This is a genomic window from Bacillus sp. PK6-16 (genome assembly GCF_056530295.1).
In genome coordinates this window covers 3572074-3591802 of the sequence record NZ_CP096511.1, presented here as the reverse complement: position 1 = coordinate 3591802, position 19729 = coordinate 3572074, and the positions used below count along the sequence as shown (strand labels likewise).

Here is a 19729-nt window from a genome sequence, read left to right as displayed (position 1 = left end):
AGGAGTTGTACAATGTTTACTCAAAACTATAAGTTAAATGAGCAAGGGTTAAATCATTTCTTTGGACCGCTTGAAGCGAAAATTATGGAGATTGTTTGGTCTAGCGATGGTATTACTATTAAAGAAGTGCAGCAGAAATTAAGTGAAGAATCACCTGTGAATTTTAACACTGTTATGACAGTTATGAACAGGTTAGTAGAGAAATTACACTTAGAAAAACAGACTGTGAAAAGAAGTGGTATATATCGTGCTGTACAAACAAAAGAAGAATTCTTATCCAATCAAACGAAGAAAATGACACAGGAATTGATGGGGGAATTTGGAGATTTAGTTGTAAATCATATGTTAGATGAGTTAGAGCAGGCTGATCCGACTTTAATAAAAAAGTTAGAAGACAAATTGAGTCAGTTAAAAAGAGAGGATTAATGAAATGAAATGGCAAATGCGTAAAATCGTATTGTTAGCAGTAATTGTTAGTACCCTCTTTTTCAGTATGTTAGTGTATTACGTTACATATCCATTTCTGTTTCAAAATAAGATGTTCCTTCTTTCAAATTTTTGCTTGTTCCAGTTAGAAAAACATATGAAAGAATTATCGCTGATTCGTATTATAATCGCTGGATTATTATTACTTACTGTATTAATCGTGTGCAAAAGAATTTGGCGACAATTTTTCTATAGTAAAAAATTACAAAAAGTACTTATCCCTTTCGTCCGAAAAAGAAAACAAATATATATATTGCCGACTACGGAAGTTGCGGCATTTACAATTGGGCTATTTCGTCCGAAAGTTGTCATGTCGGAAGGGTTGCTTCAAACATTTTCAAATGAAGAAATTGATGCGATTATTTTCCATGAAGAATATCATCAAAAGAATTGGGATCCGCTAAAATTATTTTGTTTTACGCTATTAGCAGAAGGAATGATGTACATACCGATATTAAAAGGGTTGTTACAGCGATATCATACGTATAAGGAGCTAGCTGCTGATAAATATGCGATGCAAAAAATGGAATCTTCATTTGAGTTAGGTAGCGCGTTATTAAAATTAATTAAAATAAAGACAATGGAAAATCGATGTGTTACAGCTTCATTTGCAAAAACAGCAATAAATTTACGAATCGAGCAAGTGTTAAATGAAAAGGTTGTTAAGCTTACTATTCCGTTACATACGAATTCGGTATATGTAACAGTAGGTTTATTCTGTATGTCGGTTGTACTTATTGTCGGAGAGTGCATATAGCCTCTTTTTTTAAGAATAAACACTACTCATTGTAGTGTTTTAGGGGGAATAAAATGAATGCAGCAGATTTAAGAATTTGGCTTGTGGCTGGGGCGGGAGTATTGTCATTTATATCACCGTGCTCTTTACCGCTATATCCATCTTATTTATCTTATATTACAGGTGTGTCTATTCAAGATTTAAAAGAAAATCGTGGGATTATGCAAAAATCAGCGATTATACATACAGTATTTTTTATGATCGGATTTTCGGTTATATTTTACGCGTTAGGTTTATCGGTAAGTTGGATTGGAATAACATTTTCATCTAACCAAAAATTGATTCAACAAATTGGTGGGATTTTTATTGTTTTAATGGGGCTATTTATGACGGGCTTGTTTCAGCCTAAGTGGCTTATGGCAGAGAAAAAGGTGCAGTATAGAAGTAAATCGACTGGATATATTCGCTCGATTTTAGTCGGTATGACATATGCAGCAGGTTGGACGCCATGTGTTGGACCGATATTTTCAGCTGTACTCATGCTTGGCGCGACGAATCCTGAAGGGGCGCTTCTTTATATTACAGCGTATACTCTTGGGTTTGCGGTTCCATTTTTCGTGATGGCATTCTTTATTGGGAAGGTAAAATGGATTGTTACATATGCCAATGTCATGATGAAAATTGGCGGTGGAATGATGATTGTAACAGGTATTTTATTGTATACAAATCAAATGACGAAAATTACAGCATTCTTTATTCGTCTATTCGGTGGATTTACAGGTTTTTAAAAATGAGGAGGAAGAAAAGTGAAGAAACTAATTGCTATTATACTAGTAGGTGCTCTCGCTTGGGCGGGGGTTAACTTTTATAATTCAAAGAAAGAAGAAAAGGAAAGAAAAGCAAAGCAAGCAGAGTTACAAGAGAAAGAAGTATTACCACAAGTAGGTTTTAAAGCACCTGGCATCACATTAAAAGGATTAGACGGAAAGTTGCAGTCGTTAAATGATGCCAAGGGAAAACCATATATTATTAATTTTTGGGCATCATGGTGTGGGCCGTGTGAAATGGAGGCACCTGACTTAGTTCATATGTATGATAAATATAAAAAGGATGTTGAAATTTTTGCGGTGAATGCAACTGTTAGTGACCCAGTACAAGAAGCAAGCGCATTTGCTAATCGCTATGGATTTGAGTTTCCGGTTCTACTAGATATGGACGGAGTAGCTGGACTAGATTATAAAGTATTCTCTTTACCGACGACATTTTTTGTTAATAAGGATGGAATTATAGTAGATCATGTACGAGGTGTATTGCCACCAGATCAATTAGAAAAGAAATTTAAGAAATTGATTGAGAGCTAAAAGGGGATTTCGTGATGATGGAGTGGATCGTGAGATTACAACCCGTATCTCTTATAATTGGAAGTCTATTTGGATTTATGTTGATGAAACGAAAGATGAGGCATCAAAATGTATCATATGAAAAAATGATGGATGCCGTAACAAATGCGTTTCTTATCATCGTATTTGTATGGAAGTTTGCACCAGCAATTTTAAATCCTGTATGGGCTTTTGGATCGCCAGTGCAAGCATTATTAGCTGTTGGAAGTATGCGACATATTGTAGTAGGATGCGTAATTGCTAGTGTATACATTGTTTGGAAAAGTAAGAAGGAAGAATTTTCGCTTCGTATTTTACTTGATGTACTCCCTTTTGGATTGTGTGTGAGCATTATCTTTTATTTTCTATTTCATCATGAAGTAGGTGCACAAACGACATTACCATGGGGAATGAAAATATATGAATCTAAACTATTATATCACCCTATTTTCGTATACGAGATCATCCTTGCTCTTTGTATAATGGGCTTGTTATGGATGAAAAATGAAAGGCTCGGAAATGGAAGGAATATAAGTATTTTTCTAATTGTTGAGGGGTTTGCTCATATTATTATTTCGCTTGTTAGTGAACAAAATTCGGTTCTGTTTGGTCTATCAGCACAGCAAATAATGAGCTTTTGTATTATTAGTTTAGGGATTTTGTTGGTGCCTAAAAAATAAAAAATAGCCATTAACGGATATTCCCCGTACATGGCTATTTTTTTATTACATATATTAAAAAATCGGCGGAGTAACAGAAAATAAGACTACCGCATTTTTCTCAAAATGATTCACCCATTTATGCTTTAAATAAGCAGGTATTTTTACACTGTCACCAGTTTCTAATACGTATTCTTCCTCATTTAAATATAATGTGATTTTCCCTTCTAAGACAAATGCTAATTCTTCTCCTTTATGTTCTAGCACATTTTCTGATGAAGCTGTATTAGGCGGGACGGTCATAATTGCTGTTGCTAAATTTCCAGTGAAATCAGGTGAAAGCATTTCATATGATAAATTATCGATAATCATTTTCTTTCGTTTATGGGAACGTACAATTAAATCGTCTGTATTTGTATCTTCAAGTAAAAAGCTAAATGTTGGCACATCAAGAGCTTTAGCAAGCACTTTTAATGTTTGAATAGAAGGGTTAGCGGACCCACGTTCAATTTGACTTAACATTGATGGTGTAATATTGGCCATCTTTGCTAGTTCTTTACTAGTTAAACCTTTTTCTTTTCTTTGTTTTTCAATTTTTTTACCAATATCTATATTTTCCATAATGAAAATCTCCTTAAGAATCATTAAATTATATTTAAATAAATTAAATTAAAATTAACTAAAGTGAACGATTTGTGTTAAACTATATTAAAATTAATTTAATTATAATTTATTATATGGTGAGCTACAAGGATATAAGGAGGAAACAAAATGAAAGAAATAGGGGCATTACAAGCAGAATACCCATTAGTGAATAAACTTATTGCAACAGAAGAAGTATTTTGGATAAACCCACACATAGAAAAGTATGAAAGGGCAATAAAAGATTCACCACTTAATGAAGAGAATGTAAAAGATGCGGAAGAGAGATTAAAGCGTTTTGCACCATATATTGCGAAAGTTTTTCCTGAAACGAAAGGGACGAACGGCATAATCGAATCACCTTTAGTGAAAATATCTTCTATGAAAGAAGCTTTAGAGACAACTTACAAGCAACCTATTTCAGGAGAATTATTATTAAAATGTGATAGTCATCTTCCAATATCAGGATCAATTAAAGCTAGGGGTGGCATTTATGAAGTGCTAAAATATGCTGAACAATTAGCTTTGCAGCACGGTATGTTAACAGAAGAAGATGATTATTCCATTTTAGATAGTGATACATGTAGAGAGTTTTTTGCCAAACATTCAATTGCAGTAGGTTCTACAGGGAATTTAGGACTTAGCATAGGGATTATGAGTGCGAATCTAGGTTTTAATGTAACTGTTCATATGTCAGCAGACGCAAAAGAATGGAAGAAAGATTTATTAAGAAGTAAAGGTGTAAACGTTATTGAATATGAAGATGATTATAGTAAAGCAGTAGAAGAAGGAAGAAGACAAGCGGATGCGGATCCTAGCTGTTATTTTGTAGACGATGAAAACTCACATGATTTATTTTTAGGATACGCAGTAGCAGCATCACGATTACAAAAGCAATTAGAAGAGTTAGAGGTTGTAGTAGATAAAGACCATCCTTTATTTGTTTACCTTCCGTGCGGAGTAGGAGGAGGACCGGGTGGAGTAGCATTCGGTTTAAAGTTATTGTATAAAGACAATGTTCATTGTTTCTTTGCAGAGCCTACGCACTCTCCATGTATGTTACTCGGCTTAATGACAGGCCTTCATGACAAAATTGCCGTTCAAGATATCGGAATTGATAATGTAACGGATGCGGATGGACTTGCGGTAGGAAGGCCATCTGGATTTGTCGGGAAAACGATGGAACCATTTTTGAGTGGGAATTACACAGTAAGCGATGAAGAGTTATATAGATTGTTAAAAGAACTAGCTGATACGGAGAATATTTATTTAGAGCCTTCTGCACTAGCAGGTATGATAGGGCCAGTGAAAGTATGTAAAGAAGATGAGTATTTACAAAAGCAACAGTTAACAGAGAAGGTGAAAAAAGGTACTCATATTGTGTGGGGAACGGGTGGAAGTATGGTTCCAAAAGATGTAATGAATGAATATTATAGGAAAGGTTTGGAATTAACGGTATAAGAAAAATGAGGCTAGTTGTAGCCTCATTTTTTCATGTACATAAAAATCTTTGTTATTTTCACAATAGTTCTTTATAGTATATATAAAGGATAGCTAATATTGAATAAATACAACAAAAAGCTTTATTTTACATAATAAGAGGATGTGTATACGATGTCATTACAGACTAAATATATAGCGGGTATTTCGCTTGGGGTTATGGGTGTAGGCTTTGCGGCTTCTATCCCTTTTCAAGGAACGATAGCTGGAGAGATTATACAAGGGGGATTTGAAGCTGGGTTAGTTGGCGGGCTTGCAGATTGGTTCGCAGTTACAGCATTATTCCGTCACCCGATGGGAATTCCAATTCCGCATACAGCTTTGTTACCTAAAAACCGTAAACGAGTAACGAAAGGGCTCATCAATACGTTAGAAAATGAGTGGCTAACGAAAGAAAGTATTACGAATAAAGTAAAAGAAATGCAGCTAGCACAAATGGTGCTACAAATTGCAGAGAGAGAAATACAGTCTGATGCTGTGAAAAAAGGCATTGTAACGATTGCTGAGAAGGCGATTGTTTCAATCGATACAGAAAAATTAGCGGTTATTATTGAAAAAGAATTAAAGACGTATTTACATACAATTAATACAAGTAACATCTTACAAGTGCTTGTTGATCAATTAGTTGTGCAAGAATATGATGAGAAGACACTTGATTACATTTTAGTAAAAGTGAAAGATTGGACAGCGCAAGATGAAGCACGCTACCAGCTTGGAAGTTTAGGTATGAAGGCGATGGAAAATATAAAAGTAGATGGATTCTTACAGTTTACATTGAAATCGTTTATGAATATTGTAGATGAAGATAAAATTGGCGGCATTTTGCAGAAGTTTATTATTAGCAATATTAACAGCTTACAAGATGCAGATAATAGCACGAGACAACTTATATTAGCGAAAATTCGTCAAGAAATTATAAATGTAAAAGAAAATGAAGCGTTACTACAAGAATTAGAAAATTGGAAAGAAAAATGGATTGCCAATTGGAATGCTACTGACAAAATAAAAGAGATGCTAGAGCAAGTACAGCAAAGAGCAGTTGCTTTTGTAAATAATGAAGAATTTGCTGATAAATATGTTATTCCATTTTTACAAAAACAAATGAATAAAATAAAAGAAGATGAACAGACAGTTCAAAAAATAGAAGATTGGTTACAAAAACAAGTTGTAAGTCTTGTTGAGAAGAACCATTCGAAAATTGGTAAGCTTGTACAAGAAAACCTTGATAAGTTAGATGATAAGACGTTAATCGAAATGATTGAAAATAACGTCGGTAAAGATTTACAGTGGATCCGAGTAAACGGGGCTGTTTGCGGATTTATGATTGGATTAGTGTTAGAAGGAATTAAAGCGATTATATGAGAAAAACCTTCCGCAATTGCGGAAGGTTTTTTATTTTTCGAGAACACTCATATTCAAATTATAAGCTTTCTCAATATTTAACTTGTACGTCCCATTTCCAGTTTTAATCGAATTTTTATACCAATGTTCTTGGTTGTTTAATTCTGGATGTTCTTCTGAAGAAGTATTTTCGTTTTTCGTTAAATCTTCTACTTGTTCCCAAGGTGTACTTCCATGTGTTTCTTTTTGATTCGTTACTGCTGTTAAAGATATATCACTTTCTTTTGCAAGATGGACAGACACTCTTGAGCTTTCCTGTACAAACCAATTATTTTGTAATTGACCTGGATAAAGAGATAGTTCGTTATTTGAAGCACGGATTTCCACATTTTTATTTTGCGGAAGAACAAGCGTTGGTTTCACCTGTGGTGCTGAATTAAATAACGTATGCTGAACAGGTAATGATTTTAAAGTGATATACATCGTTTCTCCAGCCGTTTGAACTGAAAGGAAATCATCTCGTTTTAAATTGAGTTTTTCATTTGCTTTCGTTGTCATTTCATAAGTTCCCAAAAGATGAATTTGATTTGTATTATTTCCCTCTATCGTTAGAGGTTGATGTCCTGCATCTACTACGATTTTTTTGATAGATTCAGGTATATCAAATTGTCCGTCTGGAATATTACTCGTTTGCCTCGTTGTGTTAATAGAGTGACGAACTTCTTCTAGTAATCCAGTTGATAATAAACAGTAAAAAGCAATTCCGACGCTTCCTAAAACGCCGATAAAGAAAATACTAAAAATATCATATTTAATAAATGATTGTTCCTTCTTAGAAAATAGAAGATATAGTAAAACTTCGGCTCCAAGTATGATAAGTAAAACTGGCCACCATGCAGTTAGTGTATCTAATACTTGAATTCCTTTTACGACTGAAAATAGTAAAAAGCATCCTAACGATATAATAGAAAGCCCCATTGAGAATGTTCCAACACGCCAAGTCCTCATTCGCTTGTCCCACCTTTGTTTTCTTTATTTCCAAGTAACAATTTAAAGCCGCCGCCAATTAAAAGGAGCGCAACGATAGATGTTTGGAAATAGCGATAATATAGTTCACTAAGATGAATATTAAATATAGTTGCAAAATAATCATTCAAAATAGGAAGGACTGTTTGATTTAATAAATAATAACCACCGAGTGTAATTAATCCGATACCGATCCATCTTTGATGATTTATAAAATAATCGATAATGGGTTCGTCTTGAACTCGTTCTTTTCCGTATTTTGCTGTTTGCTGTAACGCATCAAAAAAGCTATAGAACCAAATGATTGGTACTAAAAACAAAAATGCAGAAAGTCTTAATAAGTCGAGTAAATAAATAGATAGTAAGAAGGCTGCCATAAGCTGAAGACCACGGCGTTGTAAGCCTAAATACATATGACCTGCTCCAGGGAACATCGCTAAAATAGAAGCAAATGTTTTACTTTTCTTTCCCTGCTCTCGATGTTCTTCAAAATCTTCGAAAATAGTACGGTCAATTAATTGCTCGCCACGTTCTTTTTTCTGTAGTTGCTGAACAACGTCAAAGAAATTATAAATCCATAAAACAGGTAACGTAATAAGGAAGATAAGAAAACTTTCTTGCGATGTTAAAAGTGCAACGAAAATGATCATACTTCCGATTCCTGTGCAAGCTACTAAAAATGTAAGTCCGCGTTGCATAAGTCCTAATTGGAAGTGGCCAAGTCCAGGGATGATGGATAAGAGAATGATATAAAATCGTTCGCTCTCTTTAGAGGAATTTATCACTTCTCCAGCTTCTTGTTTTTTCGTTTGTTTTATAATGGTGATAACTAAATCTAGTAAGTTAATTGCCCATAGAACAGCTAGTAAAAATAGAGAAAGAAAAGCAATATCACGTTCTCTTACTACTATGGTACAAAATACTGCAAAGGAGAATAGAAATAGTGATCCCCCGCTATATAAAATAAACCGTCCTAGCTTTTTTAAGTATAAATGTCCAAGCCCAGAAATTAGCCCTAATACAAGTGCTAAAAAGGGATTTTTATTCATGCTTTGAACCTCCGTCCTTTTTCGATGTGTCTACCGATTTGTTTACAATTTGTTGTGAAATAGAAGACTCGTTATGTTTTGAAGATTTCTCGAAATTTGATGTCGCTGTAAAAATATATTGGAATAAACCACTTACCATAAAAATAATTGTAGCCGCAGTCGCAATTATGTAGTGAATGATTGTGCGCTTTAGTGAGTTTGTTTTTATATTTTTATTAGACTGTAGTGTTTCAAAATTAATTTGCGTCATAACTTCGTTCGTAAATGAATCATCATTTATCATTGGAAGGTTTTCATGTTGTTCATCAATACTTTCCATATAAAGTGCTAAACAATCATCACATTCATAAAGATGTTCTTCCATAGATTCACGTTCATTGCTTTCTATAAAATCTAATGTATAATTGCGCCAATCTTCTTTTGAATAATGCATCATAGAAACTCTTCCTCCTTCCAATGTTTTTTAATCCATTTTCGTGCCCGATACAGTTTCATTTCGACTGTTTTTACTTCGATGTTTTCCTGTAAAGCAATTTCTTGATAACTTTTTTCTTCTAAGTAATGTGCGAGAACGACGTCACGGTAATTTTCGGGAAGTTCTCTCAGTTTTTGAGCAATGAGTAATTTTTGCTCTTTCGTCAATAGTAAAGCTTCAATGTTATGAGAGGATTTTATATTTTCCTCTGTTTCTTTACATAAGGAGAGTTCTTCGTTTTCTCTAGCTTTCTTTCTCTTATAATCAATAGCGTGATTGGTGGCAATACGTGCCATCCACGTTTTTAATCCGCGAAATTGATAATTTGGGAGAGAGGTGTGAATTTTTACGAATACTTCTTGTGTAACATCTTTCGCATCTTCTTCATGTCTTAAAATAGAAAAGATAACTTGAAAAATATAATGACGATATGTTTGTACAAGGATACGAAAAGCATGCTCGCTTCCTTGCTTTGCTTTTTCAATTAATTGTTTTTCCTCAATCGGTCTCTCCCTCCTTTTTGACGCATTCTATTATATAGACGTAAAGAATGATAAGTCACCCTACACATATTGTAAAAAAAGAATAATATATTTTTTGTAGGAGAGCTAGATGAAAAAAGGTGTGAAAAAATGGTAAAGAGAAGTATATAATGAGCAAGTAGGAAATGTTATGGGAAGAAAGGATGTGAATGTTAGTAGGGGAAGGGCCATACTAACAAACATGAAAATTAAAATATTAATAGCGGATGATAACTCTTTTATTAGAGAAGGCATGAAAATTATTTTAAATACATACGAAGAGTTCGAAGTGGTAGATACTGTAAATGATGGGGAAGAAGCTGTAGCATATTGTAAAAAGCATGAAGTTGATATTGCTCTTTTAGATGTTCGTATGCCAAATATGAACGGTGTAGAGGCGACGAAATTCATTTGTGAAGAGACGAAAACAAAACCGCTTATTTTAACGACGTTTGATGATGATGAGTATATTTTGGATGCAGTAAAAAACGGAGCGAAAGGTTATTTATTAAAAAATAACGATCCGGAGCGTATTCGTGATGCGATAAAAGGAGTATATAACGGTCAAACTGTTATGCAAGATGTTGTCCTCGATAAAATTAAGTCTAATTTAATGGAAAGTAAAGAGGAAGAATGTAAAATTGATAAGAGTCTTTTCACAGAAAGGGAGCTTAGTATTATCGCATTAATTGCAAAAGGTTTCTCAAATAAAGAAATTTCGAAACAGCTTTTTATATCTGAGGGAACAATTGCAAATTATATTACGTCAGTTTTAGGGAAAACTGGACTTGAACATCGCACACAAATTGCGATTTATTACTTAACAGGGAAAGTAGATTAATGATATGGAGTTTTGGTTAACTGTAAGTAAATTAATTGTCTTTTTATATATTGTGTTTAGTTATATTTACGCAAATGTAGCAAATTTACCATGGGTTATATTTACATTACTTATTTACCTCTCTGTAAACGTAATGATTTCTATATTTAAAAAAGATATGTATAAAAAAATATTAATCTGTATGTCCATTGGCATAGTTATGTTATTTACATGGAGGGTTCATCCATTTTTTATTTTGTTTTTACCTTTGAACTTATACGAAATTACATTCCATTACATAGAAAAGAATTGGCCACGCTTTGTCGTTATGATGCTCCCAATTACGATTGCAGATGAAAGTATTCGAATGACTTATGGATTAATTGTTGCATTTTCTTTTCTCGTTTTAACTATGGCAGATCGATATATATCGCGTGTAGTAAAGCTTGAATCGCAAAATGATAAGATGCGAAAAGATATGCAACGACTTACGAAAAGCTTACATGAAAATAAAGAGTACATAAGACAATCTGAATACACATTTAAGCTAGAAGAGAGAAATCGGTTATCGCAAGAAATTCATGATAAAATTGGTCACTCGATGACGGGTGCACTTATTCAAATGGAAGCAGCAAAAAGATTAATGGAAATAGATAAAGAAAAATCTGCGGAGTTATTACAAAATGCAATTCACATTTCAAAAGATGGAATTGAAAGTATTCGCATTACATTAAAAAATATGAAGCCACCAACTGAGCAAATTGGTATTCATCGTATGAAATTATTCATAGAGGAATTTGCCGGTAAGAATGATGTGAATATTCCTTTTGTATACAAAGGGAACTTAGATATGATTTCTCCCATTCAGTGGAAAATTATCGGTGAGAATGTTACAGAAGCACTAACAAATGCAATGAAATATGCTGATGCGACAGTTATTTCTATAGATATTCATGTGCTTAACAAGATGGTTAAGGTGCAAGTGAAGGATAACGGGAAAGGCGCAGCTTTTGTTAAGAAAGGTCTCGGTATTATGGGGATGGAGGAGCGAACAGCATCAGTAAACGGAAAAATTATTGTAGATGGAACAAGTGGTTTTTCAGTGACAATGTTGTTTCCGATATAAGAGAATGGGATGAAGATGAACCATCTCATATGAAAAAAGTGAATATTCTCATGTGAAAAGAATGAATTTCTGCACTGAGCAGGTTCATTCTTTTTGTTTATAATAACAGCAGAGAAACCGAAATAGGGGTGAAATGATGAATACATTAGAAATTAAAAATTTAACGAAAAAATTTGGTGATTTCATCGCAGTTGATAATATGTCTTTATCTATTAAAGAAGGAGAAATATTTGGCTTTTTAGGATCAAATGGTGCTGGTAAGAGTACAACGATAAATATGATTGCTGGTTTGTTAAGAAGTAATGAAGGTGAAATTAGCATACTAGGAAAAAATATAAAGAAACATAATCGATTTGCAAAGATGAATATTGGTATTGTTCCGCAAGATATTGCGATTTATGAAGAGTTAACTGCTTATGAAAATGTGAAGTTCTTTGCTGGATTGTACGGATTAAGAGGGGCCGAACTAAGAGCGAGAGTAGAGGAAGCACTTCAATTTGTAGGACTTAGTGATAAACAGAAAAGTTATCCGAAAAACTTTTCTGGCGGGATGAAAAGAAGATTGAATATTGCTTGTGCAATTGCACATAGACCGAAGTTAATTATTATGGATGAACCGACAGTTGGAATTGATCCACAGTCAAGAAACTATATTCTTCAGTCTGTCCGGAAGTTAAATGAAATGGGAAGCACTATTATTTATACGAGTCACTACATGGAAGAGGTAGAAGAGATTTGTACGAAAATAGCTATTGTAGATCACGGTAAAGTGATTGCAGAAGGTACGAAAGAACAACTAAAATCGATTATTACTGATACGAAAGATATTTGGATTGAAGTGAAGTCGGTGGAAAATTTAGACGTGAAAAAATTAAAAGAGATAAACGGTGTGAAAGCAGTTCAAATTGAAGAAAACGTAATTAAAGTGAATTCTGATGCGGGATTAAATAATTTAAATAAAATCATTCAACACTGTATCAATCATGATATTGAAATTCGTTCATTAGAGGAGCAGGCTCCCAACTTAGAAACAGTATTCCTTACATTGACGGGAAGAAACTTACGAGATAAATAAAAAGTAAATGAAGAAAAGGTAAAGGGAGGTTCATCAATTGAACATCTTCAATATTGCAATTATGCATATTAAAAGAGATTTCAGAGACGTAAGAACTTTAGTTTTTATGTTAGCATTTCCGATTGTGCTTATGCTTGTGTTAGGAACAGCGTTAACCAACGCATTTAATAGTGATAGTCATTCGATTAAAGATATACAAGTGCTATATAAAGATGAAGCGAGTAGCACGTTTTCTCAATCATTTGAAGCATTTACGAAAGAAGTGGATAAATCAGGTATTCATTTTAAAAAAGCTTCCGGCAGTATAGATGGGAAAGAAGAAGTGAAGAAAAATAAATATGCTGCTTATGTAGAGTTAAATAAAGATGGTGCAAAATTTTATGGGAGTGACAAAAGTAGTATTGAGGGAAGTATTGTGGAGGGAATGCTTACAACATTTGTTGATAAGTACAATGTAGCGGTCGAAGTTGCAAAAGTAGATCCTACTAAGGTTAGTACGGTTATTTCAAACGGAAATCATAATGATTATATAAAAGAAACATCTTTACAAGCTGCGAAAAAACCAGGTTCTATGGATTACTATGCGGTTGTAATGACAACGATGATTGCACTATATGCTGCGATGGGAGCGAGTTCTTTAATTCGAGGAGAACGAATACGTAAAACAGGAGATCGTCTCATTGCTGCACCTATAAGTAAAGCTGAAATATTCATTGGAAAAGTACTTGGTAGCCTAGTAGCAAATGCCCTGTGCATATTACTCGTCATGTTATTTAGTAAATTTGTTTTTCAAGCGAATTGGGGCGACCATCTTGGAATCATATTTCTTATTTTATTAACACAAGTCTTTCTAGCAATTAGCTTTGGTTTAGGAATCGGATATATCACGAAAACAGCTGAAGCGTCTAGGGCAATTATTATGGTTGTTGTGCAATTAGCTTCTATTTTTGGAGGTGCATATTTCGTAGTAGAAGAAAATTTCGTTACGAATTTATCGCCATTAACTTGGGCAAATACAGCTGTTATGAAAATTATTTATGCAAATGATGTAGGGGCAGCACTACCAGTCATTTCTTTAAACATTGGAATTTCAGCACTCTTTTTATTAATTGCAATTATTGCATTACGTAGACGGGAGGGGCTATAGCATGAAGGATATTTTATGGCTCATACAAAAAACGTTATCTGTGCTTTTGAAAAATAAAAAAAGTTTACTCATTATAATTAGCTTGCCGATAATAGGGACGCTCATTTCCTTTTCGATATACGGAAATGCAGGGCAAGGAACGTTAAATATCGGGATTGTAAATAAAGAAAATGAGCCAATAGCAAATGATACGATAAAGTTTTTAGAAGGATTAAATCATGTGAATGTGAGTAAGGTTAAGGAGTCTGAAGTAGAAGATAAACTCACTTCCAAAAAACTTGATGGAGTTATTACATTAGATTCTGGTTTTTCAAAAAGTGTTCGAGAAGGGAAACCAGAGCATATTGAAATTTCATCGATTAAAGGTGATCAAGTAACAGGATTTATAAAATCATATTTATATAATTATATTGATAATATAGCAGCTATTAGTAAAGTAGCAGGAACAGATCAAAGTACATTCGACAATATGTACGCAGGGTATCAAAAAAGTTCATTTAAAATGAAAACTGAGACGCTAGAAGATACTTCGAAAAATAAAGATATGACAAATCAAACGATGGGTTACCTTATTATGTTTATGCTGTTTTCAGCAGCGAACTTATCAGGTCATATTTTAAAAGAAAAAGAGAATAGAACGTACTTTAGACTATTATCAACGCCGATAGATGGGAAGAAGTTCATATTATCTAATGTCGGGGTAAATATGATAATACTAACAGTACAAATTTTGATTACAATCCTATTCCTAACGAATGTTTTTCATACGAATATCAATATGCCTTTCATAGTGATGATGGGCGTACTAATGCTATTTGCATTAATCGCAATTGGAATATCATTAGTCCTTGTAGCTTTTTCGAAAAACTCAGCATCGGCAAATGCGATGCAAAACATGGTCATTGTACCAACATGCTTACTAGCGGGTTGTTATTTCCCATATGACATTATGCCAAGTGCAGTACAAAAAGTAGCTAATTTTCTTCCGCAGCGCTGGTTGTTAGACACAGTATCGAAACTACAACAAGGAATACCATTCTCGGAGTTGTATTTAAACATTTTAATTTTATTCGCTTTCGCAATTGCATTCTTCTTAATTGCTATTTATAAGTTTGGAAGAAATAATGATGCGAGGAATTTTGTTTAATGTGAAAAGGATGTGACGTTAAGTCACATCCTTTTTTGTATGAAGCATGAAATCTAAATTTGAATGACAAAATAGAAAGGTGGAAAGAAAATGATCGGAAGGAAATCAAAATGATTAAAAAAATATTGCGAGTTACTTCTATTGTTATTGCTATTTTCGTTTTTATTTTAATATGGATGCATATCGATGTTACCTTAGGTAGGAAAATGGAAGCTGGGAAAAACATGCCGACAGAGTATGCGCCTCATTATAGTGACTTTCAATTATATGTAGAAGGGAAGTCTTTTTATAAACAATTATTTACTGATATAAGAGAAGCCAAAAGCTCCATTTACACGTATTTCTTCATTTTGTCGGATGATAAAAGTAGTCATACTTTTTTAAACTTATTAAAAGAGAAGGCAAAAGAAGGAGTAAACGTCTATTTATCAGTTGATCGCATTAATGATTTATCATTTGAAAGAAAGGTGATAAATGAATTGCGGAAAAGTGGTGTACATTTTACATATAGTAGAAAACCTACATTGCCATTCGGATTTTATTCACTTCACCATCGTAATCATCGCCGTATTACGACGATTGATGGGGAGATTGGCTATACAGGCGGATTTAATATAGGAGATGAGTACTTAGGGAAAGATAAGCGATTTGGATATTGGCGTGATTATCATGTACGACTTAAAGGAGAAGGAGCAAAAGATTTAGAACAGCAATTCGCTTTAGACTGGAAACGAGATACGAAAGAAGAGATAAAGAGAAGTACGAATAAAGCTAGTAAAGGGAATACATTACATACTATGACTAGTTACAATGGGCATTACGTTGCTGAAAAATATATAGAGCTCATAAAACAAGCTCAGCACTCCATTGTAATTGCAACGCCGTATTTTATAGCAAAAAATAAAGAATCCATGAATGCTTTAATCGCGGCGCAAAAGCGTGGTGTTACAGTAAAAATACTTTGGTCATATAAACCAGATCTACCTCTTATAAAAGAAGCGGCGTATCCATACATACGTCAAGCTGTTAATAATGGGATTACTGTATATGGGTATAAAAAAGGAATGTTCCATGGTAAATTAATGCTTATTGATAATGAATTAACCGTTATTGGTACAACAAACTTTACTTCGCGTAGCTTCAATATAAATGATGAAATGAATTTTTATATTTATGGTGGTCCTATTGTAGGACAAGTTAATAAGGCGTTAACAGAGGATTTTCATGATTCGAAAGAAATGACGAAAGAGTTTTTTGAAAAGTTATCTTTTTGGGAGCGCTGTAAGGAGAAGTTTGCAGGGTTGGTGGATTTTTATTTGTGATGATTTAACTGAGATACTGGGTATTTAGAATATAGTAAATAGGAAGCTGTATTGTTTATTCAACAAGTAGAGAAGTGAGAAGGAACCTTCAAAAATAGAAGGTTCTTTCTTGTTTTATAGTTCATTATTCATTATTGGTAGTTAAAAACAGTTTGGTTTATCGGGGGCTCCGCTGTTTTTATTTGCACTTCAGCAAAAAAATGAAATATGTAGCTAAAATAAAGTTAAGATATTGCTTCTATCTTATTAAGGGTTCTAAAAAAAACTGAAGTTTCATAACTGAATTTTTTGACAAACATAAACAATTAACGTGATATAATTTTATTGATAATTTTGAAACTAGAAGGTGTTTAAATGATGGGAAACTTTCAAAGTAATTTTCAAACGGCTACACAAATTGCTACACAAATGAAAAATGCATCGGATACAATTCAAGGTGCGACAAATCGTTGTATAAAAAAGGCGAGCCGTACTACACTATCTGTTAATGCTCAGGCGCAAGAAGCGAATCAACAAATGCTAGATTTGACTAGACAATTTTGTGGGGCCTTTCAACAAGCAATTGATAATATTCATTTAGTAGCTAAGGATTTTGAAAGGATGGATAACGAACTACAAAAGACATTTCGCTAATGTGGCAACCTACGGTAAAGGGAGAAGGGTAGGGAGAATAAGATGAGTCAAGATGTGACAAAACAAATAAATGAATTTAATCATGAATTACGGATAGTATTTGAAAAACAGGATCGAAATCAAAAAGAGATTCAAATTCAGAGACAAGCAGAAATGGACTTTCACGAATTGAGAAATCGAAATAATCGTTTATTTAATAGGATTTTAGAAACATGGCATGGTGATAAAGATGTTTCTCATTTTTTTATGAATAAGCTTCAAGAGTCGCAACATATTGAGCGGAAATTAACATTGGAATTGGAAAATCAAAAAGAAACATTACTTAAAGAAAGACGCAATCTTATTGATTTAGAAACCGACCTTACCTATCGGCAACAGCGATTAAAAAGGGAGGACAAAGCATGAGTTTAAATATGTATTTAGGGGAAGTACAAAATCAGACCCAAAGCATGAATGCTGTATGTGTCGCTACGATCCAAGCTATGGAGCAAGCAATCCAATCAATTGATACCTTTGCAACTGATACAGTTTTACAAGGGCAAACATATAGTAGTGCAAAAATATTTTTTGTCCAAACTTTTCGTCCTTTAGCACAAGGTATCATTTATTTATGTGAAGAATTAATCCGTCAAAATGATGCATTTCCAAGCGATTTTCAATCACAAGTTGCTTCTACAGATGTCATTGAACAAGAAATAAGAGAGCAAATTCAAGAAATTAATCGAATGATCTCAAGTATAGAATCGATTAGTATTGCTACAGTGTTGCCTGGAATAGATGCCATGGTTATTGTTTTAGTGGAGATGAGAAAAAAACTGCAAGAAAAATTAGAGCATCTATATGAATTTAACTATACATCCAGTAATAACTACAACACAGCTCTTCAACTTGTGGCTAGTCTTACTGCCGGCCTTGCTGAAGTCCAAAGTGGAAAAGGCTTTAGTCCTGTAAGTGGTACGTTTAGTACACAAGGATTAAATATGGATTGGACCGTTTCGATCCAAGAAATTGCTGATGAAAGAAACCGTCAAGTTGATAATCTTTTAAAGGAAGGATCAATAGAAGAGGGAGCGGTGTGCAAGAAACCTCCTGAAAAATCTACTTCTGAACAAATTATAGATGGTATTTTAGCAGGTACGGGTCAAGCAGTTGAAGATACAATAGATGGTGTTGTGGCACTTGGTAAATGGGAAACATGGGAGAACATGGGGTACGCTTTTACTCATTTAAATGAAACCTTACCTGCTATGTGGAACACATTATCAGATTCGTTTATTAATGATGTAATAAATGGAGACGCTGAAAGTCGTGCTAAGTGGGGAAGTTATGCTTTTACACAAATTGGACTTGGACTTATTGGTGATAAGGGGATAAGTAAAGTTACTACATTAGCAAAAGGTGCAAAATTCTCTACAGGAATGCCTTCTTTCGCAAATAAATTGCCACTGACGGATCGGTTGGCATTTGCAGGTGCAAGTGGATTTGGAAGCAATCAAATAAAAACATTTGAAGTTTTACGCAAAGCTCGTGAAACATTTATGTTTTCAAAAACTGGTGGAAGAAGTAAAGTTAAAGATGTACAAGAAGTAATTCAGGACTATGCAGATAAAGTTTTTGATAGAGTTGAGATGAAAAATGAATATCCCGATTCCTATTCAGCATCTCAAAAACTGCGTGCAGAACTTAAAGATGCAGGAGTTGAAACACCGCCATATCCTAATGCAACACATCATATTGCACCTTGGAAGGATAAAAGGGCGAAACAAGTGCAAGAGCTATTAGAAGAGTTTGAAATACACCATGATTCAGCGGCTAATGGAGTATTTTTACCCTATAAAGTGAACGATTATGTGACTACTGAAGCGCTACATATAGGTAATCATAGTCCAGAGTATATAAGGGAAGTATACAGAGTATTAAGTGAAGTGAAACGCTTTGGGGGTAATCAAGAAGATGCAGTTGCTGCCTTGCATAGTATAAGAGAGAGGTTATTGGATGGTAGTTTAAAACTAAATTAATTTAACCAATCATAGATACTTAATAATTAAATTCTGAAGGAGTAAAAAGGTATGAAAATTTGGCAATTAAAAAGCTTATTTGATAACTATCAATCTTTTCAGCTACTAAATTTAAAAGAAGACCGTAAAAAATATTTTGATGGGAAAATTGATTTGGCAATAAAACTGTCTGATTCGTGGGGGGGAATTTTTATTGAATGTGTAGAAGGTGATAAAAAAAGTGACTGTCCTATGTTCTGGGGAGAACTTGGTACACCAATGATTAGCAGAAAAGCAAAAGAAATATTAGAGCCTCTAATCTGTAATAATGTTGAGTTCCTTCCATTAATTCATGATGTTACAAGTGAAGTTTATTACCTAATAAACGTTCTAAATACAGTTGATGCAATTAACTACAATAAAGCAGTTTTGGAAAAACTAAGTACAGGGTTAATAATAGGGTTCGAAAAATACGCATTTTTAGCCAATAAAGTTGAGGGGCAGATAATATTTAAAACATTCTTAAATCAAAGATTACATTCGTCTACTGTCTTAGTATCTGATGAATTTAGAAATAAAGTTTTAGAAAACAATTTAAAAGGTTTCGAATTTGTTGAGGTATGGGATTCAGAAGAGGGTGCGTAAAGA

22 protein-coding genes are annotated in these 19729 nt (G+C 33.7%); 17 read left to right on the top strand and 5 right to left on the bottom strand.

The genetic code is table 11. From position 1 onward, the window contains the following. Nucleotides 1-12: 12 nt before the first annotated feature. The 5 genes from M1D66_RS18265 to M1D66_RS18245 are packed head-to-tail and all read left to right on the top strand — an operon-like array spanning nucleotide 13 to nucleotide 3281. Entirely contained in the window at nucleotides 13-426 is a 414-nt protein-coding gene (locus M1D66_RS18265) for a BlaI/MecI/CopY family transcriptional regulator (protein WP_000495059.1), read from the top strand. Between the two features lie 4 nt (nucleotides 427-430). After that, entirely contained in the window at nucleotides 431-1243 is an 813-nt protein-coding gene (locus M1D66_RS18260; RefSeq protein ID WP_000871957.1) for a M56 family metallopeptidase, read from the top strand. Between the two features lie 53 nt (nucleotides 1244-1296). Continuing rightward, nucleotides 1297-2010, top strand: a complete 714-nt coding sequence (gene ccdA, locus M1D66_RS18255; protein ID WP_242554679.1) for a cytochrome c biogenesis CcdA family protein — start codon at nucleotides 1297-1299, stop codon at nucleotides 2008-2010. Between the two features lie 18 nt (nucleotides 2011-2028). Next, complete coding sequence (locus M1D66_RS18250) at nucleotides 2029-2583, top strand: TlpA family protein disulfide reductase (protein ID WP_000733174.1); 555 nt, start codon at nucleotides 2029-2031, stop codon at nucleotides 2581-2583. A gap of 17 nt (nucleotides 2584-2600) precedes the next feature. Next, nucleotides 2601-3281, top strand: a complete 681-nt coding sequence (locus M1D66_RS18245) for a prolipoprotein diacylglyceryl transferase family protein (RefSeq protein WP_153595229.1) — start codon at nucleotides 2601-2603, stop codon at nucleotides 3279-3281. A gap of 54 nt (nucleotides 3282-3335) precedes the next feature. On the opposite strand, the gene M1D66_RS18240 is transcribed toward M1D66_RS18245, so the two are convergent. Continuing rightward, a complete protein-coding gene (locus tag M1D66_RS18240; RefSeq protein WP_000427653.1) occupies nucleotides 3336-3881 on the bottom strand; it encodes a helix-turn-helix domain-containing protein in 546 nt (181 codons plus the stop codon). Nucleotides 3882-4031: 150 nt separating this feature from the next. Here M1D66_RS18240 and M1D66_RS18235 point away from each other — a divergent pair, with 150 nt between their 5' ends. Further along, complete coding sequence (locus tag M1D66_RS18235; protein WP_000658530.1) at nucleotides 4032-5363, top strand: D-serine ammonia-lyase; 1332 nt, start codon at nucleotides 4032-4034, stop codon at nucleotides 5361-5363. Nucleotides 5364-5516: 153 nt separating this feature from the next. Beyond that, entirely contained in the window at nucleotides 5517-6764 is a 1248-nt protein-coding gene (locus M1D66_RS18230; protein WP_000058294.1) for a DUF445 domain-containing protein, read from the top strand. Between the two features lie 30 nt (nucleotides 6765-6794). Here M1D66_RS18230 and exsE read toward each other — a convergent pair whose 3' ends face one another. The 4 genes from exsE to M1D66_RS18210 are packed head-to-tail and all read right to left on the bottom strand — an operon-like array spanning nucleotide 6795 to nucleotide 9691. Continuing rightward, entirely contained in the window at nucleotides 6795-7751 is a 957-nt protein-coding gene (gene exsE / locus M1D66_RS18225) for an exosporium protein ExsE (protein ID WP_001261426.1), read from the bottom strand. Then, the gene (locus M1D66_RS18220) at nucleotides 7748-8818 is read right to left on the bottom strand and encodes a hypothetical protein (protein WP_242554678.1); all 1071 of its coding nucleotides are present in this window, start codon (nucleotides 8816-8818) and stop codon (nucleotides 7748-7750) included. Before M1D66_RS18220 ends, exsE begins: the two co-directional genes overlap by 4 nt. Further along, nucleotides 8811-9254, bottom strand: a complete 444-nt coding sequence (locus tag M1D66_RS18215; protein WP_000972344.1) for a hypothetical protein — start codon at nucleotides 9252-9254, stop codon at nucleotides 8811-8813. Before M1D66_RS18215 ends, M1D66_RS18220 begins: the two co-directional genes overlap by 8 nt. Then, on the bottom strand, nucleotides 9251-9691 hold the full coding sequence (locus tag M1D66_RS18210) for an RNA polymerase sigma factor (protein WP_229163507.1): 441 nt from the start codon (nucleotides 9689-9691) through the stop codon (nucleotides 9251-9253). Before M1D66_RS18210 ends, M1D66_RS18215 begins: the two co-directional genes overlap by 4 nt. Before the next feature lie 325 nt (nucleotides 9692-10016). Between M1D66_RS18210 and M1D66_RS18205 the strand changes: the two genes are divergently transcribed. The 10 genes from M1D66_RS18205 (at nucleotide 10017) to M1D66_RS18160 (ending at nucleotide 19726) form a co-directional block, all read left to right on the top strand. Further along, nucleotides 10017-10655, top strand: coding sequence for a response regulator transcription factor (locus M1D66_RS18205; protein WP_000694093.1), 639 nt, complete (start codon nucleotides 10017-10019; stop codon nucleotides 10653-10655). 4 nt (nucleotides 10656-10659) lie between these two features. After that, nucleotides 10660-11760, top strand: coding sequence for a sensor histidine kinase (locus M1D66_RS18200; protein ID WP_000397683.1), 1101 nt, complete (start codon nucleotides 10660-10662; stop codon nucleotides 11758-11760). Between the two features lie 136 nt (nucleotides 11761-11896). Next, a complete protein-coding gene (locus M1D66_RS18195) occupies nucleotides 11897-12835 on the top strand; it encodes an ABC transporter ATP-binding protein (RefSeq protein WP_086384930.1) in 939 nt (312 codons plus the stop codon). Between the two features lie 37 nt (nucleotides 12836-12872). Continuing rightward, nucleotides 12873-13982 carry an ABC transporter permease gene (locus tag M1D66_RS18190; protein ID WP_001020154.1) on the top strand — a complete coding sequence of 370 codons (1110 nt, stop codon included), beginning with the start codon at nucleotides 12873-12875 and terminating at the stop codon, nucleotides 13980-13982. A gap of 1 nt (nucleotide 13983) precedes the next feature. Beyond that, nucleotides 13984-15129: an ABC transporter permease gene (locus M1D66_RS18185; protein ID WP_000651881.1), complete on the top strand. Its 1146-nt coding sequence runs from the start codon at nucleotides 13984-13986 to the stop codon at nucleotides 15127-15129. A 110-nt stretch (nucleotides 15130-15239) separates the two neighbouring features. Further along, nucleotides 15240-16451: a cardiolipin synthase gene (gene cls / locus M1D66_RS18180; protein WP_242554677.1), complete on the top strand. Its 1212-nt coding sequence runs from the start codon at nucleotides 15240-15242 to the stop codon at nucleotides 16449-16451. A 354-nt stretch (nucleotides 16452-16805) separates the two neighbouring features. Beyond that, nucleotides 16806-17084, top strand: a complete 279-nt coding sequence (locus M1D66_RS18175; RefSeq protein ID WP_144596566.1) for a TIGR04197 family type VII secretion effector — start codon at nucleotides 16806-16808, stop codon at nucleotides 17082-17084. 42 nt (nucleotides 17085-17126) lie between these two features. After that, complete coding sequence (locus M1D66_RS18170; RefSeq protein ID WP_153595226.1) at nucleotides 17127-17489, top strand: DUF3958 family protein; 363 nt, start codon at nucleotides 17127-17129, stop codon at nucleotides 17487-17489. Further along, complete coding sequence (locus tag M1D66_RS18165; RefSeq protein WP_144596564.1) at nucleotides 17486-19102, top strand: AHH domain-containing protein; 1617 nt, start codon at nucleotides 17486-17488, stop codon at nucleotides 19100-19102. The genes M1D66_RS18170 and M1D66_RS18165 overlap by 4 nt, the downstream gene beginning before the upstream one ends. Before the next feature lie 51 nt (nucleotides 19103-19153). Further along, on the top strand, nucleotides 19154-19726 hold the full coding sequence (locus tag M1D66_RS18160) for an imm11 family protein (protein ID WP_076775842.1): 573 nt from the start codon (nucleotides 19154-19156) through the stop codon (nucleotides 19724-19726). The last annotated feature ends 3 nt before the right edge of the window (nucleotides 19727-19729 follow it).

Coding starts and splice junctions, on each gene's coding strand:
- M1D66_RS18220 (WP_242554678.1), bottom strand. CDS start 8,818: ATGAATAAAAATCCCTTTTTAGCACTTGTATTAGGGCTAATTTCTGGG.
- M1D66_RS18240 (WP_000427653.1), bottom strand. CDS start 3,881: ATGGAAAATATAGATATTGGTAAAAAAATTGAAAAACAAAGAAAAGAA.
- cls (WP_242554677.1), top strand. CDS start 15,240: ATGATTAAAAAAATATTGCGAGTTACTTCTATTGTTATTGCTATTTTC.
- ccdA (WP_242554679.1), top strand. CDS start 1,297: ATGAATGCAGCAGATTTAAGAATTTGGCTTGTGGCTGGGGCGGGAGTA.
- M1D66_RS18230 (WP_000058294.1), top strand. CDS start 5,517: ATGTCATTACAGACTAAATATATAGCGGGTATTTCGCTTGGGGTTATG.
- M1D66_RS18215 (WP_000972344.1), bottom strand. CDS start 9,254: ATGATGCATTATTCAAAAGAAGATTGGCGCAATTATACATTAGATTTT.
- M1D66_RS18235 (WP_000658530.1), top strand. CDS start 4,032: ATGAAAGAAATAGGGGCATTACAAGCAGAATACCCATTAGTGAATAAA.
- M1D66_RS18200 (WP_000397683.1), top strand. CDS start 10,660: ATGGAGTTTTGGTTAACTGTAAGTAAATTAATTGTCTTTTTATATATT.
- M1D66_RS18265 (WP_000495059.1), top strand. CDS start 13: ATGTTTACTCAAAACTATAAGTTAAATGAGCAAGGGTTAAATCATTTC.
- M1D66_RS18185 (WP_000651881.1), top strand. CDS start 13,984: ATGAAGGATATTTTATGGCTCATACAAAAAACGTTATCTGTGCTTTTG.
- M1D66_RS18260 (WP_000871957.1), top strand. CDS start 431: ATGAAATGGCAAATGCGTAAAATCGTATTGTTAGCAGTAATTGTTAGT.
- M1D66_RS18170 (WP_153595226.1), top strand. CDS start 17,127: ATGAGTCAAGATGTGACAAAACAAATAAATGAATTTAATCATGAATTA.
- exsE (WP_001261426.1), bottom strand. CDS start 7,751: ATGAGGACTTGGCGTGTTGGAACATTCTCAATGGGGCTTTCTATTATA.
- M1D66_RS18160 (WP_076775842.1), top strand. CDS start 19,154: ATGAAAATTTGGCAATTAAAAAGCTTATTTGATAACTATCAATCTTTT.
- M1D66_RS18245 (WP_153595229.1), top strand. CDS start 2,601: ATGGAGTGGATCGTGAGATTACAACCCGTATCTCTTATAATTGGAAGT.
- M1D66_RS18195 (WP_086384930.1), top strand. CDS start 11,897: ATGAATACATTAGAAATTAAAAATTTAACGAAAAAATTTGGTGATTTC.
- M1D66_RS18175 (WP_144596566.1), top strand. CDS start 16,806: ATGATGGGAAACTTTCAAAGTAATTTTCAAACGGCTACACAAATTGCT.
- M1D66_RS18165 (WP_144596564.1), top strand. CDS start 17,486: ATGAGTTTAAATATGTATTTAGGGGAAGTACAAAATCAGACCCAAAGC.
- M1D66_RS18205 (WP_000694093.1), top strand. CDS start 10,017: ATGAAAATTAAAATATTAATAGCGGATGATAACTCTTTTATTAGAGAA.